The organism is Ornithinimicrobium cerasi (genome assembly GCF_003702705.1).
GTDB lineage: Bacteria > Actinomycetota > Actinomycetes > Actinomycetales > Dermatophilaceae > Ornithinicoccus > Ornithinicoccus cerasi.
In genome coordinates this window covers 184,404-202,127 of record NZ_QZMN01000004.1, presented here as the reverse complement: position 1 = coordinate 202,127, position 17,724 = coordinate 184,404, and the positions used below count along the sequence as shown (strand labels likewise).

Genomic DNA, 17,724 nt, shown 5'->3' with positions numbered 1-17,724 from the left:
TCCCCCAGCATGTCGCACCCCGACCCGGAAAGGTTCAGTCCGCGAAGGCCGGGTACGGGGGGAGCTCGAGCGGTGACCCGTCGCGCCAGGCGCGCAGGGCCCAGCGCAGCGCCTCGTCGCAGACGGCGGCGACGTCCGGCAGCTCCTCGGCGCACTCGTGCACCACTCGGCGCCAGCGGGACAGCAGCAACGCACGGAACTGCGGCCCCCGGCGCCCGGCCGGTGCCATCGCCCTGTCGGCGACCGCCCCGTCCAGCAGCCAGAGGGTGCCGCTGAGCACCCAGGCGGCGACGGCCACCCGCACCTGGGCGGGCCAGTCCGGGTCGTCGGCCAGCCCGGGCAGGTGCTCGCCGGCGCCGGCCGTGAAGGCCGTGAGCATGGCCCCGGTCAGCCCCACCGGTGGGGTGAGGACGCACCAGCAGGTGGAGAACGGTTCCGCGGCGTAGGCCGCCTCGTAGGCGACGTGACGCACCCCTGCACCCTCGAGGTCGACGAGGCGCACGCCCGCCGGCGTCAGCACCGCGTTGTCCGGGCAGGCGTCGCCCGGACCCAGGACGTGCCGTGCGGTGTCGCGCTCGAGCCGCTCGACCGCGTCGAGGATCTCGGCGGTCGCCGCGCCCGCGTGACGGACCCCGGCCACCTCCCGCAGCCGGGACAGCCCCGTGCGCGGGTAGTCCTGCCGGACCCGCCGGTCCTCGGCCGCCGCGTCGGCCAGCTCCGCCCTCGCGGCGTCGGGCATCCCGGTCGGGCTGCGGACGGTGCGGCCGAGCGCCCCGGCCCACTCGATGGCCTGCCAGTAGGCGGCGGCGCTGGTGTCCCTGCCCGACGCCCCCGGCGTGGCCCGCTCCGCGAGGAGCACGTCCGCGAGCGTCGGGGAGTCGGCCCCGAGGTCCTCCAGGACGAGCGTGCGGGACGGGTCGTGGGAGGCGAGCAGGCGTGGCGTACCGGGGAGGTGGGTCAGCCCCACCCGCTCGCGGGTGTAGCCCGTCGCGGCGCGGTGACCCTCCCGCTGGGGCAGGAAACGCTTGACCACGACGGAGCTCCCCCACCCCGGCGGGCCCTCGAGGACCTGGTGCCGCCGCACCTGCGACCGGGTCGAGCCCCCGAGGTCGACGCCGTCGTCCAGCCGTGCGTCCGACGGCAGCCAGGGCCGGTCGGCGCCGGGACCGGTCACCCCGCGAGCTCCCGGACGATCTCCGCGGCGGGCCGTTCCTGGCAGGCCTGCCAGCCCGAGCCGGCCCACACGTGGATCGCGTGGACGTCGCCGGCGCGGGCCGCCGCCACGCGCACCGGCCTGCTGACCTGGTCCACGACCGGGAACGCGGGTGGCGCGAGCACGGCATACCGGTCGACGAAGCGGTTGCGGACGGCCCCGGCGACGCGCCCGCTGAAGGCCCGCGTCGTCACGCGCTCGGTGAGCGCGGGGTCGCGGAGCGCGGCACGGTAGGTGGGTGAGGCACCCGACTCGTTGGTGAGGAGCAGCGCGGTGCCGACCTGGACGGCGCTCGCCCCGGCCTCGAGCGCGCGGCGCACGTCCCCGGCCGTCGTGACGCCCCCGGCCGCGACGAGCGGCAGGTCGGTCAGCGGCCGGACGGTCTCGAGCAGCCCGAGGTGGTCGATGAGCACCGGCTCCGCCTCGGGGTCGTGGGTGGCCCGGTGCCCGCCCGCCTCGTGCCCCTGCAGGACGAGCACGTCCGCGCCGGCACCCACCGCCGCGGCCGCCTCGGCCGTAGAGGTGACCGTCAGGTGCACCTCCGCGCCGACCGCGCGCCAGCGCGCGACGACGTCCTCGCCGGGCACGCCGAAGGTGCAGGAGACCACCGCCGGGGCGAACGCCTCGACGAGCGCGACCTTGTCCTCCCAGTGGTCGGTGTCCTCCCAGGAGGGCCACCCCGGGTCGGTGCCCAGCCCGGCGGCGAGCGGCAGGAGCGCCTCGCGGTAGGCCGCGACCGCCGCCTCGTGCCGCGCGCGGTCCACGCGCCGCGGGACGAACAGGTTGACGCCGAAGGGGGCGGCGGTCAGCTCCCTGGTGGTGAGGAGGTCGGCCGCCAGCTGCTCCGGGGTCCGGTAGCCGGCCGCGAGCATCCCCAGCCCCCCGGCGTCGCCGACCGCGGCGACGAGCCGGGGGGTGCTCACACCGCCGGCCATCGGCGCGCCCACGACGGGACGGTCGAGCCGGTCCAGGACGCCCATCACGCGCCCGCGGACCGGGCCGGGGACCGCTGGGCGACGACGGCCAGCGCACGGGCGTCGGAGAGGCTCGCGACCTGGTCGATCACCGCCCGGGCCGCCGCCGCGTCGTCCGGTGCGGCGTCGTAGGCCTCCCGGTGCACCGGGTCCAGCCGGGAGGGGTCGGAGGTGTAGAGGTGGACGAGGGTGCCCAGGACCTCCCGCTCGGTGTCCATCACCTGACGACGCTCCTCGCTGAGCATGACGAAGTGGGCGGCGACCGCCTTGAGCACGGCGGCCTGGGCCCGGACCCGGTCGGGGATGACGAGGTCGGCGGCGTAGCGGCTGAGGACGCCGTCGCCGTAGCGCTCCCGGGTGACCCTCTCCACGGTGTGCACGAAGTGGCCGATGAGGCGCGAGGTCATGTCCTTGAGAGCGGCGAGGTCGGCACGGCTCCCGCTGTGCCGCAACGGGACCCACCCCGTCGCGACCACCTGTCCGAGACACTCGAGGAGCTGGTCGACCTCGAGGTCGGGGGCGTACCAGTCCCGGGCCAGGGCCGAGACCGCCTCCTGCACCTCCCGCGAGCGCAGCGCCGCGGGATCGACCCGGCCGGAGGCGATCGCGTCCTCCACGTCGTGGATGCAGTAGGCGACGTCGTCGGCCCAGTCCATGACCTGCGCCTCCAGGCAGCGGCGGGTCGCGTCTCCCTCCGGGAGGTCCTCGCGGACCCAGGCGAAGACCTCCCGGTCGTCGTCGTACACCCCGAACTTGTGCCCGCCCGCGGCATGCCCGCCCCGCGGCCACGGGTACTTCATCGCGGCGTCGAGGCTGGCCCGGGTGAGGTTGAGACCGGCGGACCGCCCGTCCGGGTGGGCGCGCTTGGCCTCCAGCCGGGTGAGGACGCGCAGGGTCTGGGCGTTGCCCTCGAACCCGCCGATCCCGGCCGTCAGCTCGTCGAGCACCGCCTCCCCGTTGTGGCCGAACGGCGGGTGGCCGATGTCGTGGGCGAGGCACGCGGTGTCCACGACGTCCGCGTCGCAGCCGAGGGCGGCGCCGAACTCCCGACCGATCTGCGCCACCTCGAGGGAGTGCGTGAGCCGGTTGCGGACGAAGTCGTCGCTCGCCGGCTGCACCACCTGCGTCGTCGCGGCCAGCCGACGCAGCGCCGCCGAGTGCAGCACCCGCGCGCGGTCGCGCGCGAAGTCGTGCCGGTCGGCGCGCTTGAGGGCCGGGTCCTCCGCCACCCACCGCTCCCGGTCGGACGCGGTGTAGCCGGCGACCTCGGGACGGGGTGCGGTGCTCACGTCCCGAGCGTATGCCGTGCGTGCGAGGCTGGGGCGGTGCGCGTCACCGAGCTGAGGATCTACCCGGTCAAGTCGGTCGGCGGCGTGCCGGTGGACGAGGCCGACGTCGAGCCGTGGGGCCTGGCCGGTGACCGCCGGTGGGGGTTGGTCGACGACACGGGTGAACCGGTCACCGCCCGGCAGGAGCGGGGGCTGCTGGGCCTGTGGGCGGAGCAGGTCGACGAGGAGACGATCCGGCTGCACGACGCCGACGGGGGCAGCATCCCGGTGGACACCCCGCTGGGCGTGCCGCAGGTCCTGGTCGGCCACTCGCGGCAGGGCTCCGCGGCACCGGCGGACGAGGACGTGAGCCGGTGGGTCAGCGAGCGGGTGGGCCGGCCGCTCCGGCTGGTGTGGCAGGAGGACCCGCGGGTCCGGCGGGTGTCCGGGGCGCACGGCGGCGCGGAGGGTGACACCCTGTCGCTGGCGGACGCCGGACCGCTGCTCCTCACCAGCGAGGCCTCGCTCTCCAGGCTCCAGGAGTGGGTGGGGCCCCTGCCGCGTCTGGACATGCTGCGCTTCCGGCCGAACGTCGTCATCGACGGGGACGAGCCGTTCGCGGAGGACCTCTGGGGCACCGTGCGGCTGGGTGACGTCGCGTTCCGCACGGCGGAGCTGTGCGACCGCTGCGTGATGACGACGATCGACCCCGTCACGCTGGCCACGGGGTCCGAACCGATCGCGACCCTGGCGCGGCACCGGGCGTGGGGTGGGAAGACCTGGTTCGGGACGCGGCTCGTCCCCCTGTCCGCGGGGGTGGTCAGGCTCGGTGACTCGGTGACGCCCGGCCTGGGCTCGGTGGGCGAGGGACCCCTGGCCCCGTGAGGTCTCGACCCCCGACCAGGTGAGCGCGGGTCACGGGCGCTTCTCCTCCCCCAGCGCGGCGCCCGCGTCGAGCCCCCTGCGGCCGCGGACCAGGAGCATCATCCGGCGCATCCCCCGGCCCACGACCGGCCCGAGCGGGCGTGGCTGCACGTCCTCGTACCCGCCCAGGTGGAGCCCCGCCTGACGCTCGAAGACGCTGCGGGCGGCCCGGTCGCCGGTGCGCAGCCACGACCAGGCCATCGAGGCGACGTAGAGCGGCAGGAACGGCAGGCCGAGGCAGTAGGCCCACTGGGTGCTGTGGACCAGCTCGTGCTCCAGCAGGGTGGGACGCCGGGCGGCCAGCAGGTCCAGGTCGTGCCGGGTGATGACGACGTCGCCGATCGTGAACGCACCCCCCGCGGGGAAGGTCCACCGGTAGTAGTCGGCCAGCACGCTGCGCGCCGGACCGCGGCGGAGCCGGCACCCTCCCACCCGGGCCACGAGCAGCCCGAACGGCGTGGACAGGTTGACCCAGTTGGCGACGTGCCGCAGCCGCACCGCGCGCGTGTCGGGCAGGGCCGCCCGCTCCAGCGACGGGTGCCGGGGCAGCGCGGTGACGGGGCGCAGGTAGTGGCCGCCCATCAGGCGTAGCGGGCCTGCGCCCGGGCGCGGGCCTTGGCCGCCTCCACGTCACGGTCCTTCGGCGGGGCCGTGGTCACGAGGCTGTCGAGGAGCCGCTGCGTCGCCTCCGCCACCGCGTCGACGGCCACGGCATACGCCTCCTCGTTCGCCCGTGAGGGCTGGGGGCTGCCGCCCACCTTGCGCACGTACTGCAGCGCGGCGGCACGGACCTCCTCCGGCGTGGCGGGCGGGGCGAAGTTGTGGAGCTGACGGATGTTCCGGCACATGCTCACCACTGTGCCACGACCCTGCGGCTAGGGTCTGGCTCATGGGATCTCTGTGGCATCCGTTCTCCGACATGGGCGCGGTCGAGTCCGCCGGTGAGTTCGTCCTGGCCCGCGGCGAGGGGGTGCGCGTCTGGGACACCGCGGGCGAGCGCTACCTCGACGCCACCGCCGGCCTGTGGTTCACCAACGTCGGTCACGGCCGGGCCGAGCTGGCCGAGGCCGCGGCGGAGCAGATGCGCACCCTCGCCGCCTACTCCACGTTCGGCGACTACGCGACCGAGCCCACCCTCCGGCTCGCCGACCGCCTCGAGGCGATCGCGCCGGTCCCCGGCAGCAAGATCTTCTTCACCTCCGGAGGGTCGGACTCCATCGACACCGCCGCCAAGATGGCGCGCCGCTACTGGGTCGAGCAGGGACGGCCGGAGAAGACCGTGCTGGTCTCGCGGTCCAAGGCCTACCACGGGATGCACTACGCCGGCACCGCCCTCGCGGGCATCCCCGGCAACCGCGAGGGGTATGGCGAGCTCGTCCCGGACGGTACGGCGCAGGTCGGGTGGGACTCGGCCGAGGACCTCCGCTCGACGATCGAGCGGATCGGCGCCGACCGCGTCGCGGCCTTCTTCTGCGAGCCGGTCATCGGGGCCGGCGGTGTCTACGCGCCGCCGGAGGGCTACCTGACCGAGGTGCGCAAGACCTGCACCGAGCACGACATCCTGTTCGTCGCCGACGAGGTGGTCACCGGTTTCGGCCGGATCGGCGGGGCCTGGTTCGCCAGCAGCCGGTTCGGGCTGGAGCCGGACCTGGTGACCACCGCCAAGGGCCTGACCAGCGGCTACGCCCCGATGGGCGCGGTCCTGGTCGCTCCCCGGGTGTGGGAGCCGTTCTTCCGGCCGGGTGCCGGGGTCTGGTTCCGGCACGGCTACACCTACTCCGGTCACGCCACCGCCGCCGCCGTCGCGCTGGCCAACCTCGACCTCATCGAGCGGGAGGGCCTCGTGCAGGAGGCGGCCCGCCTCGAGCAGACGCTCGCGAGGGTGCTGGCGCCCCTGGCCGGGCACGAGCGGGTGACGGAGGTGCGCAGCGGCGTGGGAGCTGTGGCCGCACTGCAGCTCGAGACGCCCGCTGCGGCGATGCAGTTCGCCGTGCGGGTCCGAGACTTCGGGGTCGCCACGCGAGCCTGCGGCGCCGGCGCGATCCAGGTGTCGCCCGCCTTCGTGATGACCGACGAGGAGGCCCAGGAGCTGGCCGACCGTTTCCGCGAGGCGCTCGACGCCCCCGTCCAGGCCGAGCCCCCGACCGAGCCGGGTGCCTCGTGACCACGGGCGCCGGCGGGTCCGGGGGCGGGTCGCCGCTCGTCTCCGTCGAGGAGCTCGCCGAGCTGCTGGGGGGTCCGGAGGAGGCACGCCCGACCCTGGTCGACGTGCGCTGGGTCCTGGGTGGTGGTCCCCGCCGCAACGCCGACGACTACCGGTCGGGCCACCTGCCCGGGGCCGGCTTCCTCGACCTGGAGACCGCCCTCTCCGACCCGCCGGCGGAGTCTGGTGGGCGGCACCCGATGCCGTCCGCGGAGCGGGTCCGGGCCGGGCTGCGCCGCGCCGGCGTGCGTCATGGCCGGCCCGTGGTCTTCTACGACGCCCGGGCCTCGTTGGGCGCTGCCCGGGCGTGGTGGCTCGCCACCTACTTCGGGGTCCCGGCCCGGGTGCTCGACGGCGGTCTGGCGGCCTGGCAGTCGGCCGGCCTGCCCGTGCAGACCGGTGACGTCCACCCGGACGAGGGCGACGTGGAGCTCACCCCGGGAGGGCGCACCCTGCTCGACGCCACTGCCGTCGACGCGTGGGTCGCCGACGGGGGCCAGCTCCTCGACGCCCGCCCGTCCGACCGCTTCCGGGGCGAGAACGAGGTGATCGATCCCGTCGCCGGACACATCCCCGGGGCGCGGAGCCTGCCCGCCCTGGAGCTCCTCGACGAGGAGGGCCGTTTCCTGCCCGGGGACGCGGTGCGGGCGCTCCTGCACGAGGCCGGCGCCGAGCCGACGACACCCTCGGCCGTCTACTGCGGTTCTGGTGTCCAGGCCGCCCACGCCGCCCTGGCGATGGAGGCCGTGGGACTGCCGTCCCCGGCCGTCTACGTGGGCAGCTGGAGCGACTGGATCGGCGACCCGTCGCGGCCGGTCGCCACCGGCCCCGCCTGAGCCCGGGTCGCCTGACCTAGCTGGCGAACGCCGCCACGAGCTCGCGGTTGAAGGCCGGGAGGTCATCAGGGGTGCGGCTGCTGACCAGCCCTCCGTCCACGACGACCTCCTCGTCCACCCAGTCGGCACCGGCGTTGCGCAGGTCGGTCCGCAGGGAGGGGTAGCTCGTCATCCGTCGGCCGCGCACCGCGTCGGCCTCGGTGAGGATCCAGGCGCCGTGGCAGATGACCGCCACCGGCTTGCCCGCCCCGACGATGGCGCGGGTCAGCGCCACCGCGTCCTCGTCCATCCGGATCTTGTCGGCGTTGCCGGTGCCGCCGGGCAGGACGAGGGCGTCGTAGTCGTCCGGCGAGGCCGAGGAGGCCGGCACGTCGACCTGCTGCGTGTGACCGTTCTTGCCCCTCACGCTCCCGCTCGCGGGCGAGACGAGGTGCGGCGTGCCGCCCGCCTCGACGACCGCCTCCCAGGGGCTGGTCAGCTCGCTGTCCTCGAATCCGTCGGTGAGCACGAAAGCGACGTTCTTGCCCTCGAGTCGTGCCATGGCTGAGCTCCTTCGTCCGTGGTGGGTCCTCCGGACGGCACGCCCGGGAGGAGGTGGGGGAACGCCTCCACCGTAACCACGCCCGCGGGAGGACGCCCGCTCAGCCTCCCGAGACGTCCAGCTCGGCCTGCGCGACGGCTGCCCGCTGGCCCTCGTCCAGCTCCCGCGACTCCAGCCACCGGTCCGGCAGCGCGACGACCCGGGGGGACCCGGCGCGGCCGCGCTGGCCGTCGGCACCCTCCCGCGGCCACCCCTGGTCGAGGTCGAGCCCCTCGATGAGGCGGTCCAGGTCGGACAGCGTGTCGACGAGGGCCAGCTGGTGCCGCAGCTGCCCCCCGACCCGGAAGCCCTTCGTGTACCACGCGATGTGCTTGCGGATGTCCCGGCACCCCTTGCCCTCGTCGCCGTGGAAGTCGACGAGGAGCTCCGCGTGGCGGCGCAGCACACGGCATACCTCCTCCAGGGTCGGTTCCACCCGCACCCTGGAGCCCGCGAAGGCGGCGGCGAGGTCGGTGAACAGCCAGGGACGTCCGAGGCAGCCGCGGCCCACGACGACCCCGTCGCACCCCGTCTCCTCGACCATCCGCACGGCGTCCTCCGCCGACCAGATGTCGCCGTTGCCCAGCACCGGGACGGAGGTCACCGCCTGCTTCAGCTCGGCGATGCGCGACCAGTCGGCCTCGCCGGAGTAGGCCTGGGCGGCCGTCCGGGCGTGCAGTGCGACCGCGGCGACACCCTCGTCCTCGGCGATCCGCCCGGCGTCGAGGAACGTCTCGTGGTCGACGTCGATGCCGACCCTCATCTTCACCGTGACGGGTATGCCGTTCGCCCCCGCCTCGCGCACGGCGCTGCGCACGATCCCCCGGAAGAGCTCGGTCTTCCACGGCAGCGCAGACCCGCCGCCCTTGCGGGTGACCTTGGGGACCGGGCAACCGAAGTTGAGGTCGACGTGGTCGGCGCGGTCCTCCTCGACGAGCATCCGCACGGCGGCCCCGACCGTGACCGGGTCGACGCCGTAGAGCTGGACCGAGCGGGGCGACTCACCCGGGTCGTGCTCGATGAGCTTCATCGAGACAGGGGTGCGCTCGACGAGGGCCCGCGAGGTGATCATCTCGCTGACGTACAGGCAGCTGGAGCCGGAGGCGTCGGCCCCGCCGGCCGCCGCGAGACCCTCGTCGCCGTACTCCCGGCAGAGCCGCCGGAAGGCCCGGTTCGTGATCCCCGCCATGGGGGCCAGGACGACCGGTGAGTCGATGGTGTGCGGGCCGATCTGCAGGGGCGGGAGGACGGGTGCGGCGACAGTCATGACCCCTCGATTGTCCCACCACCGGAGGTCTGGCCAGGACCACGTGGGACGAGACCCACCGCTGCCGCCTCGGTGACGTGCCGCGTCAGCACGTCCAGCGTGCGGGAGGGCAGCCGCCAGGCCAGCCAGTGCAGCGGGACGTCGTGACGGGGCCGGGGCCCGACCGGGACCAGCCGCCCGGCCCGGATGCCTTCCTCGGCCCACGCCGCCGGCATCAGCGCCCATCCCATCCCGAGGCGCACCGCCTCGGCGAACTCCTGGCTCGACCCGATGAAGGTGGACGGCGGGGTGATGTCGCGGCGGACCCAGCGCCGCGCCACCCGGTGCTGCATCGTGTCCTTGCGGTCGAAGCGGACCATCGGGGCCCGGTCCAGGTCAGCGGCCCGCACCCCCCGCGGGAGCCAGCGGTCGCGGAACGCCGGCGTGCACACGGCCAGGTAGCGCAGCGAGCCCAGGGGCGTGATCCGGCATCCCGCGACGGGGGTCGGGTCGGCGGTCACCGCGGCCAGCGCCGCCCCGGACCGGACGAGGTCGGAGGCGTGCTCCTCGTCCTCGCGGACGACGTCCAGCGCGATGCCCAGCTCCTCCTGGGCCAGGGCCAGCGGGGGGAGGATCCAGGTGGCGAGCGAGTCGGCGTTGACGACCACCGGGACCTGCGGGTGCGCCGCCGTGTCCCGGTCGGGGACCAGCTCGACGAGGGCGTCGTGGACGAGGAGGTCCCAGTGCCCCGCCAGGCGCATCAGCACCTCCCCCGCCGGGGTCGGGGTGACAGGCTTCGTCCTGCCCACCACGACCTGCCCCACCGAGCGCTCCAGCGCCTTGATCCGCTGGGACACCGCCGACGGCGTCACCCGCAGCCGTGCCGCCGCCCGCTCGAACGTGCGCTCCTGCACGACGGCGGAGAGGGTGGCGAGGGCGACGGGGTCCAGGGACATGAAGACAGGCTAAGGGTTCGACAGAATGTTTCATCGTTCTGATGGGCGTCCGACGGCTCCGGCCACCTAGGCTCACCTGTCGTGACCTCCTTGACCCTGCTGCTCACCGGCGCGCTCACCGGCCTGGGCCTCATCGTGGCCATCGGCGCGCAGAACGCCTTCCTGCTGCGGCAGGGGCTGCGCCGTCAGCGGGTCGGACCCCTCGTACTCTTCTGCATCCTCGCCGACACGCTGCTGATCGGGCTGGCGGTGCTCGGGATCGGTGCGGTGGTCGCCACCTGGCCGGCGTTCCTCACCGTCGCCCGGTGGGGTGGCGGGCTCTTCGTCATCGGCTACGGCGTGCACGCGGCCTGGCGCGCCCTCCGCCCCGGGGACACGCTCGAGGCGGGTGGGCCCGGGGCCGGGGCCGGCGACGTGGGGCGGGCGCTGGCCACGATGGCGGCCCTGACCCTGCTCAACCCGCACGTCTACCTGGACGTCACCCTCCTGGGCACCATCGCCAACACGCACGGCCCGGACGGCCGGTGGTGGTTCTACGCCGGCGTCGTGGTCGGGAGCACCCTCTGGTTCGGTGCGCTGGGCTTCGGGTCCCGGCGGCTGGCCCCCGTCTTCGCCCGCCCCCGCTCCTGGCAGGTGCTGGACGCCGTCATCGCCGTGGTGATGGTCTCGATCGGCGTCGGGCTGATCATGAGCGGCTAGTCAGGGCCAACAGAGCGACCGACCATCTCGACCACCGCAACCGACCAGCGCCACCGACCCTGCTATCGCCACCGCCCACCACCCATGACTGTGCGGCGCTGTCGTGTCACGACGAACGCCCTGGCGACGCCTGGGACACGACAGCCGCGCACAGGCATACCGTGCGGTGTCCTGGACGAGATCCACCACGGCAGGCGACCCGCCCTCGCGGGGTCAGCAGCCGACGAGTCGCTGCGCGAGGTAACCCTCGACCTGGTCGAGCGCCACCCGCTCCTGCGCCATCGAGTCGCGCTCGCGGATCGTCACCGCCTGGTCCTCGAGGGTGTCGAAGTCGACGGTGACGCAGAACGGCGTCCCGATCTCGTCCTGGCGGCGGTAGCGACGCCCGATGGCCCCGGCGTCGTCGAAGTCGACCATCCAGTGGCGACGCAGCGCGGCCGCCAGGTCACGGGCCTTCGGGGAGAGGTCGGCGTTGCGCGACAGCGGCAGGACGGCCGCCTTCATCGGGGCCAGCCTGGGGTCCAGCCGCAGCACGGTGCGCTTGTCGACGCCGCCCTTGGCGTTGGGCGCCTCGTCCTCGGTGTAGGCCTCCACGAGGAAGGTCATGAGGGAGCGCGAGAGCCCGGCCGCCGGCTCGATGACGTAGGGCGTGTAGCGCTCCCCCGACGTCTGGTCGAAGTAGGACAGGTCGGTGCCCGAGTGCTGGCTGTGCGTGCCCAGGTCGAAGTCGGTGCGGTTCGCGACCCCCTCGAGCTCGCCCCACTCGCTGCCGGTGAAGTTGAAGCGGTACTCGATGTCGACGGTGCGCTTGGAGTAGTGCGACAGCTTCTCCGCCGGGTGCTCGTAGTGACGCAGGTTGTCAGGGTCGATGCCCAGGTCGACGTACCAGGCGGTGCGCTCGTCGATCCAGTACTGGTGCCACTGCTCGTCCTCACCGGGCTTGACGAAGAACTCCATCTCCATCTGCTCGAACTCACGGGTGCGGAAGATGAAGTTGCCCGGGGTGATCTCGTTGCGGAAGCTCTTGCCGGTCTGCGCGATGCCGAACGGCGGCTTCTTGCGGGAGGCGCCCATGACGTTGGCGAAGTTGATGAAGATGCCCTGCGCGGTCTCCGGGCGCAGGTAGTGCAGACCCGACTCGTCCTCGATGACGCCCAGGTAGGTCTTGAGCATCATGTTGAACTCGCGCGGCTCGGTCCACGCCTTGTTGCCGCAGTTGGGACAGGTCAGGGTGTCGAGCGCGATGTCGTCGGGGTCGACCTCCTGGCCGCCCTTCTTGCGCAGCTTCTCCGCCGCCGCCTCCTGCAGGTGGTCCGCGCGGAACCGCTTGTGGCAGGACTGGCACTCCGTCAGCGGGTCGGAGAACTCCCCGACGTGGCCCGAGGCGACCCACGTCTGGCGGGGCAGGATGATCGAGGAGTCGAGGCCGACGACGTCGTCGCGCGTCTGCACCATCGAGCGCCACCACTGCCGCTTGATGTTCTCCTTCAGGGCCACGCCGAGCGGCCCGTAGTCCCACGCCGACCTCGTCCCGCCGTAGATCTCGCCGCAGGGGAACACGAAGCCACGGCGCTTGGCGAGGGACACGACGAGATCAACGGTGGAGGTCTGGGCCATGGGCGTCAGTCTACGGTCCGGCCGGCCGGTCGCCGGACCTCGTTAGGCTTGCCGCGTGCCCACCGCCTCCCCGTCCTCGGACCGACCCACCGCCCAGCCCGGCCCCGTCCGCCGCCGGATCGAGCAGGCCTCGCTGCCGGCCCTCGAGCTGCTCTCGCGGCTGCCCGTCTGGCTGCCCTTCCTGCTCCTGCTGCTGCTCCTGCTCGGCGGCGGGTTCCTGGGCGGTCCGGTCGGCTGGCTCCTGGTCGCCGTGGCGCTCCTGTTCATCCTCTGGCTGCTCTACCTCTCCTGGCCCCGGCTCTCCGGCGTGGAGCGGGTGATGCGGGTGACGGTGCTGCTCCTCTTCGTCGTCGTCGCGGTCGTGCAGCTCGTCCCTCGGGGCTGACCAACTCGTTTTGACAATCATTATCATTCCTCCGACGATGGGGGTATGCCGATCCGCTCTCCCCTCCCGGTGCTCGCCACGCTCACCGCGCTCGTCCTCGGCGCGTGCGGACAGCCTGCCGACACCGGCGGAGCGGCGGCGACCGAGGACCCGGCGCGCCTGCAGCTGGTCGCCAGCTTCTACCCGCTGGAGTACGTCCTGGGGCGGGTGGCCGGGGACCGCGCCGAGGTGACCACGCTCACCGCCGCCGGCGTCGACCCGCACGACGTGGAGCTGACCCCCCGGACGGTCGGGACGCTGGCCGGTGCCGACCTCGTCGTCCACGCCACCGGCCTGCAGCCCGCCGTCGACGACGCGGTCGCCGCGCAGGCGCCCGACACCTCCTTCGACGTCGTACCCGCCGCGGACCTGCTCGTCCTGGGCGAGTCCGAGGAGGAGCACGGGGCGCACGCCGACGAGCACGAGGACGAGCACGGGCACGGGCACGGCGCCGAGGACCCGCACTTCTGGCTCGACCCGCAGCGCTACGCCGACGTGGCCGACGCGGTGGCCGACCGTCTGGCCGAGGTCGACCCCGAGGGCGCTGAGACCTACCTCGGGAACGCCGCCGACCTGCGCGCCGACCTCGAGGCGCTCGACACCGAGCTCGCCGAGGGGCTCGCCGGTTGCCGGACGCGGGACGTCGTGACCACCCACGAGGCGTTCGGCTACCTGGGCGCCCGCTACGACCTGGACGTCGTCGGCATCACCGGCATCTCGCCCGAGTCCGAGCCGTCCCCGGCACGGCTCGCGGAGGTCGCGGACCTGGTGGCCGACCTGGGCATCGGCACCATCTACGCCGAGCCGCTGCTGCCCGGCGGGATCGCCGAGACGGTGGCCCGCGAGACCGGCGCGAGGGTGCTGGAGCTCGACCCGGTGGAGGGGATCACCGAGGCGTCCGCGGGCGAGGACTACCTCGAGGTGATGCGCGCCAACCTCGCCGCGCTGCGGACCGGCCAGGGATGCCCGTGAGCACCGCCCCCGTCCTCGAGCTGCACCGCGCCGCGTTCGGCTACCGCGGCCGGGCGGTCGTCACCGACGTCGACCTCACCGTCCACCGGGGCGAGGTGCTGGCCGTCCTCGGCCCCAACGGCTCGGGCAAGACCACCCTCGTCACCGGCCTCCTGGGGCTCTCGGAGCACCTGTCCGGCGAGGTCACCGTGCTGGGCACCCCCCTCGCCCGGCTGCGCGACCGGACCCGCGTCGGGTACGTGCCGCAACGGCATACCCTCACCGGCGGGGTGCGCGCCACCGTGACCGAGGTGGTCACGACCGGGCTCCTGTCCGGACTCCCGTGGTGGCGCCCCCCGGGCCGACGCGAGCGTGCGGCCGTGGACGCGGCACTGGAGGCGGTCGGGCTGGCGGACCGCGCCCGGTTCGACGTCGAGACCCTCTCCGGGGGTCAGCAGCGGCGGGTCCTCATCGCCCGGGCGCTCGTCGCCCGCCCGGAGGTGCTCGTCATGGACGAGCCCACCGCCGGGGTCGACCGGGCCAGCCAGCTCGTGCTGGCCGGCGTGCTCCATCGCCTCGGCGAGGCCGGCACGACGATGCTGGTCGTCACCCACGAGCTCACGGCGCTGCGCGGGATCGTCGACCGGATCGTCGAGGTCGAGTCCGGCCACCTCACCTTCGACGGCACGCCCGAGGGGTATGCCGTGCACCAGGGGGAGCTGGCACGGGCCGCCGGGCGGGGCCCCGGCGTGCTCTCCCCCACCGCGGACGGAGCCGTCCGGTGAGCGAGATGCTGTCCCTCGACTTCATGCGCAACGCCCTGCTGGCGGCCCTCTGCGTCGGGCTGGTCGCGCCGATGGTCGGCATCTTCCTCGTCCAGCGGCGCCTGTCCCTCGTCGGCGACGGCATCGGCCACGTGGCCCTCGCCGGCGTCGCGGTCGGGGTGGCCACCCGGGGGAGCCCGGTCTGGTCGGCCCTCCTCGCCGCCACCCTCGCCGCCGTGCTCATCGAGGTGCTGCGGGCCCGCGGGCGCACGTCGGGCGACATGGCGCTGGCCCTGATGTTCTACGGCGGCATCGCCGCCGGGGTGGTGATCATCAACCGGGCCGAGGGGGCGCAGACCGGCAACCTCACGGGGTTCCTCTTCGGCTCGATCACCACGACGACGCGCGGGGAGCTGATCCTCTTCGCCGTGCTGTCGGCGCTGATCGCGGGCACGGTGCTGCTCCTGCGGCAGCGGCTCTTCGCCGTCGCCGGGGACGAGGAGTACGCCCGGGCGAGCGGCCTGCCGGTGCTGGCCCTCAACATCACCCTCGGCGTGCTGACGGCGATCACGGTGGTCGTCGCCATGCGCGTCATCGGCCTGCTGCTCATCAGCGCCCTGATGATCGTGCCGAACGCCGCCGCGCAGCAGCTCGCCGGCAGCTTCCGCGCGGCGAGCTGGTGGGCCGTCGGTCTGGGGGTGGTGGCCTCCGTGGGAGGGGTGAGCGCCTCCTACCAGCTGGACACCGCGGCCGGGGGGACCGTCGTCCTGCTGGCCATCGCGCTGTTCGCGGTGGCGACCACGGTCGGCTCGCTCCGCCGCGCGCTGGCCCGGGCTCGGCACCGGCATGCGGAGCGGCACCTGCACGAGCACGGGCCGGGGTGCGGTCACGAGGCGGTCTCCCACGGTGACCACGTCGACTACCTCCACGACGGCCACCGCCACGCCGCGCACGAGGGGCACTACGACGAGCACGCCCACGGGCCGCAGCCACCGCCGGAGGACAGCGGCCGCGTCGGGCACGAGGTGACCCGATGACCACGACCCGCCGCCGCCCGACCCGCCAGCAGGCCGCGGTGATCGACCTGCTCGGCTCGAGCGAGGACTTCACCAGCGCCCAGGACCTGCACGCCCGGCTGCGCGGGACGGGCGCGACCGTCGGCCTGGCCACCGTCTACCGGACGCTGGCCACGCTGGCGGAGTCGGGCGAGGTGGACGTCCTGCGCACCGACGACGGTGAGTCGGTCTACCGCAAGTGCTCCACGGGCCACCACCACCACCTCGTCTGCCGCGACTGCGGCCGGACGGTGGAGATCGAGGGGCCGGCCGTCGAGCGGTGGGCGGACTCGGTGGCGGCCGAGCACGGCTTTCGCGACGTGAGCCACACCCTGGAGATCTTCGGCACCTGCGCCGACTGCTCCCCCTCCTGACCCCGGCCGGGCGACCACCCGCCGAGGTGGCGGCACGGAGGGTTCAGAAGGTCGGCCGGTCCACCGCCCCGCCGTAGCGGCGGTCGCGCGAGGCGTAGGTCTCGACCGCCCGCCACAGGTGGCGCCGGTCGAAGTCCGGCCACAGGGTGTCGAGGAAGACCATCTCCGCGTAGGCGCTCTGCCAGAGCAGGAAGTTGGAGGTCCGCTGCTCCCCGGAGCTGCGCAGGAAGAGGTCGACGTCGGGCACGTCGGGGTGGTAGAGATGCCGGGCGATCGTGCGTTCGTCGATGCCGCCCGGTCGGACCCGTCCCGCGGCCACGTCCGCGGCGACGGCCCGCACCGCGTCCACGATCTCCGCCCTTCCGCCGTAGTTCACGCAGAAGTTCAGGGTGAGGATGCTGTTGTGCCGCGTGCGCTCCTGGGCGTCCTCCAGCTCTGAGATCACCGACTTCCACAGCCGGGGCCGGCGGCCCGACCACACCACCCGCACCCCCCAGGAGTCCAGCTCGTCACGGCGCCTGCGGATGACGTCGCGGTTGAACCCCATGAGGAAGCGCACCTCCTCCGGGCTGCGCCGCCAGTTCTCGGTGGAGAACGCGTAGGCGGACACGCACGTCACCCCCACCTCGATCGCGCCCGCGACCACGTCGAGCAGGGACGCCTCCCCCGCCTCGTGCCCCTCCGTCCGGGGCAGCCCGCGCTGGTTGGCCCACCGGCCGTTGCCGTCCATCACGATCGCGACGTGCCGGGGCACGAGATCACGGGGGACGGCGGGTGGCCGCGCACCGCTCGGGTGCGGGAACGGGGGCCGGGGGGCGCTGGCTGCGGCCATGGGCGTCAGTGGATCCTCTCGACGTGGCGCAACGACCGGACGCCGCGCTCCAGGTGCCACTGCAGGTAGGCGGCGACGAGGCCGCTCGCCTCACCGCGGTGACGCCGCTGGCTGGTGTCCGCCACCGCCCAGTCCCCGGAGTACAGCGCCTCCAGCAGCTCCAGCGTCTCCGGCGCGGGCGCCGCGGAGCCGGGCGGGCGGCATACCGGGCAGACCACCCCGCCGGAGGGGACGTGGAAGGCACGGTGCGGCCCGGTCATCCCGCACCGTGCGCAGCTGGCGAAGCTGGCCCGCCACCCGGCGATCGCCAGCGCCCGGACCAGGTAGGAGTCCAGGACGAGCCGGGGGTCGTGCTCCCCCGCGGCGAGCGCGGCCAGTCCCCCGGCCAGCAGGGAGAAGTGCCGGACCGCGGGCCGTCCCTCGTCGGTGAGCTGCTCGCAGGTCTCGAGCATGACGCTGGCGGCGGTGAACGCGGGATAGTCGCGGGCGATGGCCTCGCCGTACGTCGCCAGGCCGTCGGCCTGGGTGATCGTGTCGAGGTTGCGCCCCTCGTAGCACTGGACGTCCACGACCATGCCCGGCTCCAGCCGGGCACCGAACTTGCTCCTCGTCCGGCGCACCCCCCTGGCGACCGCCCGGACCCGACCGCGCCCCCGGGTCAGCAGCGTCACGATCCGGTCGGCCTCACCCAGCTTGTGCGTCCGCAGCACGATCGCGGCCTCGCGGTAGGTGGGCATGCCCCATTGTCCCCCACGGCGGCGCCCGGTACGGGGCGCGCCGCACCGGGGGCTGGCGCGATTCGTACAGG

At 74.2% G+C, this 17,724-nt stretch carries 20 protein-coding genes; 9 read left to right on the top strand and 11 right to left on the bottom strand.

Features of this window, described 5'->3' with window-relative positions; translation table 11 throughout:
• Positions 1 to 34: 34 nt before the first annotated feature.
• From D4B81_RS06300 to D4B81_RS06290, 3 genes are read right to left on the bottom strand one after another with little or no spacing between them, the layout of a single operon-like run.
• Entirely contained in the window at positions 35 to 1,174 is a 1,140-nt protein-coding gene (locus D4B81_RS06300) for a hypothetical protein (protein WP_122261597.1), read from the bottom strand.
• A complete protein-coding gene (locus tag D4B81_RS06295; protein WP_122261596.1) occupies positions 1,171 to 2,193 on the bottom strand; it encodes an NAD(P)H-dependent flavin oxidoreductase in 1,023 nt (340 codons plus the stop codon). Before D4B81_RS06295 ends, D4B81_RS06300 begins: the two co-directional genes overlap by 4 nt.
• Entirely contained in the window at positions 2,193 to 3,476 is a 1,284-nt protein-coding gene (locus D4B81_RS06290) for a deoxyguanosinetriphosphate triphosphohydrolase (protein WP_122261595.1), read from the bottom strand. The genes D4B81_RS06295 and D4B81_RS06290 overlap by 1 nt, the downstream gene beginning before the upstream one ends.
• A 36-nt stretch (positions 3,477 to 3,512) precedes the next feature.
• Here D4B81_RS06290 and D4B81_RS06285 point away from each other — a divergent pair, with 36 nt between their 5' ends.
• Positions 3,513 to 4,340, top strand: coding sequence for an MOSC domain-containing protein (locus D4B81_RS06285; protein ID WP_122261594.1), 828 nt, complete (start codon positions 3,513 to 3,515; stop codon positions 4,338 to 4,340).
• Positions 4,341 to 4,370: 30 nt separating this feature from the next.
• On the opposite strand, the gene D4B81_RS06280 is transcribed toward D4B81_RS06285, so the two are convergent.
• Together D4B81_RS06280 and D4B81_RS06275 are read right to left on the bottom strand one after the other, a co-directional pair.
• Complete coding sequence (locus D4B81_RS06280) at positions 4,371 to 4,961, bottom strand: hypothetical protein (RefSeq protein WP_337189864.1); 591 nt, start codon at positions 4,959 to 4,961, stop codon at positions 4,371 to 4,373.
• The gene (locus D4B81_RS06275) at positions 4,961 to 5,227 is read right to left on the bottom strand and encodes a DUF2277 domain-containing protein (RefSeq protein WP_097187723.1); all 267 of its coding nucleotides are present in this window, start codon (positions 5,225 to 5,227) and stop codon (positions 4,961 to 4,963) included. Before D4B81_RS06275 ends, D4B81_RS06280 begins: the two co-directional genes overlap by 1 nt.
• 41 nt (positions 5,228 to 5,268) lie before the next feature.
• Between D4B81_RS06275 and D4B81_RS06270 the strand changes: the two genes are divergently transcribed.
• Both D4B81_RS06270 and D4B81_RS06265 read left to right on the top strand, forming a co-directional pair.
• The gene (locus tag D4B81_RS06270; protein ID WP_122261593.1) at positions 5,269 to 6,543 is read left to right on the top strand and encodes an aminotransferase family protein; all 1,275 of its coding nucleotides are present in this window, start codon (positions 5,269 to 5,271) and stop codon (positions 6,541 to 6,543) included.
• Positions 6,540 to 7,418 (top strand): sulfurtransferase, encoded by an 879-nt coding sequence (locus D4B81_RS06265; protein WP_122261592.1) that lies wholly within the window; start codon positions 6,540 to 6,542, stop codon positions 7,416 to 7,418. Before D4B81_RS06270 ends, D4B81_RS06265 begins: the two co-directional genes overlap by 4 nt.
• A gap of 16 nt (positions 7,419 to 7,434) precedes the next feature.
• Here D4B81_RS06265 and D4B81_RS06260 read toward each other — a convergent pair whose 3' ends face one another.
• The 3 genes from D4B81_RS06260 to D4B81_RS06250 form a co-directional block, all read right to left on the bottom strand.
• Positions 7,435 to 7,959, bottom strand: a complete 525-nt coding sequence (locus D4B81_RS06260; RefSeq protein ID WP_122261591.1) for a type 1 glutamine amidotransferase domain-containing protein — start codon at positions 7,957 to 7,959, stop codon at positions 7,435 to 7,437.
• 100 nt (positions 7,960 to 8,059) lie between these two features.
• Positions 8,060 to 9,265, bottom strand: a complete 1,206-nt coding sequence (gene dusB / locus D4B81_RS06255; protein ID WP_122261590.1) for a tRNA dihydrouridine synthase DusB — start codon at positions 9,263 to 9,265, stop codon at positions 8,060 to 8,062.
• Entirely contained in the window at positions 9,262 to 10,200 is a 939-nt protein-coding gene (locus D4B81_RS06250) for a LysR family transcriptional regulator ArgP (protein WP_122261589.1), read from the bottom strand. Before D4B81_RS06250 ends, dusB begins: the two co-directional genes overlap by 4 nt.
• An 81-nt stretch (positions 10,201 to 10,281) precedes the next feature.
• On the opposite strand from D4B81_RS06250, the gene D4B81_RS06245 reads away from it, so the two are divergent.
• On the top strand, positions 10,282 to 10,899 hold the full coding sequence (locus D4B81_RS06245; protein WP_202613597.1) for a LysE/ArgO family amino acid transporter: 618 nt from the start codon (positions 10,282 to 10,284) through the stop codon (positions 10,897 to 10,899).
• Positions 10,900 to 11,112: 213 nt separating this feature from the next.
• Here D4B81_RS06245 and D4B81_RS06240 read toward each other — a convergent pair whose 3' ends face one another.
• A complete protein-coding gene (locus tag D4B81_RS06240; RefSeq protein WP_122261588.1) occupies positions 11,113 to 12,516 on the bottom strand; it encodes a glycine--tRNA ligase in 1,404 nt (467 codons plus the stop codon).
• Between the two features lie 55 nt (positions 12,517 to 12,571).
• On the opposite strand from D4B81_RS06240, the gene D4B81_RS06235 reads away from it, so the two are divergent.
• The 5 genes from D4B81_RS06235 to D4B81_RS06215 are packed head-to-tail and all read left to right on the top strand — an operon-like array spanning position 12,572 to position 16,084.
• Positions 12,572 to 12,901 (top strand): DUF6703 family protein, encoded by a 330-nt coding sequence (locus D4B81_RS06235; protein WP_122261587.1) that lies wholly within the window; start codon positions 12,572 to 12,574, stop codon positions 12,899 to 12,901.
• A gap of 45 nt (positions 12,902 to 12,946) precedes the next feature.
• Entirely contained in the window at positions 12,947 to 13,912 is a 966-nt protein-coding gene (locus D4B81_RS06230) for a metal ABC transporter substrate-binding protein (RefSeq protein ID WP_122261586.1), read from the top strand.
• Positions 13,903 to 14,676: a metal ABC transporter ATP-binding protein gene (locus D4B81_RS06225; protein WP_122261585.1), complete on the top strand. Its 774-nt coding sequence runs from the start codon at positions 13,903 to 13,905 to the stop codon at positions 14,674 to 14,676. The genes D4B81_RS06230 and D4B81_RS06225 overlap by 10 nt, the downstream gene beginning before the upstream one ends.
• Before the next feature lie 5 nt (positions 14,677 to 14,681).
• Positions 14,682 to 15,692 carry a metal ABC transporter permease gene (locus D4B81_RS06220; RefSeq protein ID WP_419866234.1) on the top strand — a complete coding sequence of 337 codons (1,011 nt, stop codon included), beginning with the start codon at positions 14,682 to 14,684 and terminating at the stop codon, positions 15,690 to 15,692.
• Positions 15,689 to 16,084: a Fur family transcriptional regulator gene (locus tag D4B81_RS06215; RefSeq protein WP_097187733.1), complete on the top strand. Its 396-nt coding sequence runs from the start codon at positions 15,689 to 15,691 to the stop codon at positions 16,082 to 16,084. Before D4B81_RS06220 ends, D4B81_RS06215 begins: the two co-directional genes overlap by 4 nt.
• Before the next feature lie 43 nt (positions 16,085 to 16,127).
• On the opposite strand, the gene D4B81_RS06210 is transcribed toward D4B81_RS06215, so the two are convergent.
• Together D4B81_RS06210 and recO are read right to left on the bottom strand one after the other, a co-directional pair.
• Positions 16,128 to 16,916, bottom strand: coding sequence for an isoprenyl transferase (locus D4B81_RS06210; RefSeq protein WP_122261583.1), 789 nt, complete (start codon positions 16,914 to 16,916; stop codon positions 16,128 to 16,130).
• Positions 16,917 to 16,921: 5 nt separating this feature from the next.
• Positions 16,922 to 17,653: a DNA repair protein RecO gene (recO, locus tag D4B81_RS06205; RefSeq protein WP_122261582.1), complete on the bottom strand. Its 732-nt coding sequence runs from the start codon at positions 17,651 to 17,653 to the stop codon at positions 16,922 to 16,924.
• Positions 17,654 to 17,724: the final 71 nt, after the last annotated feature.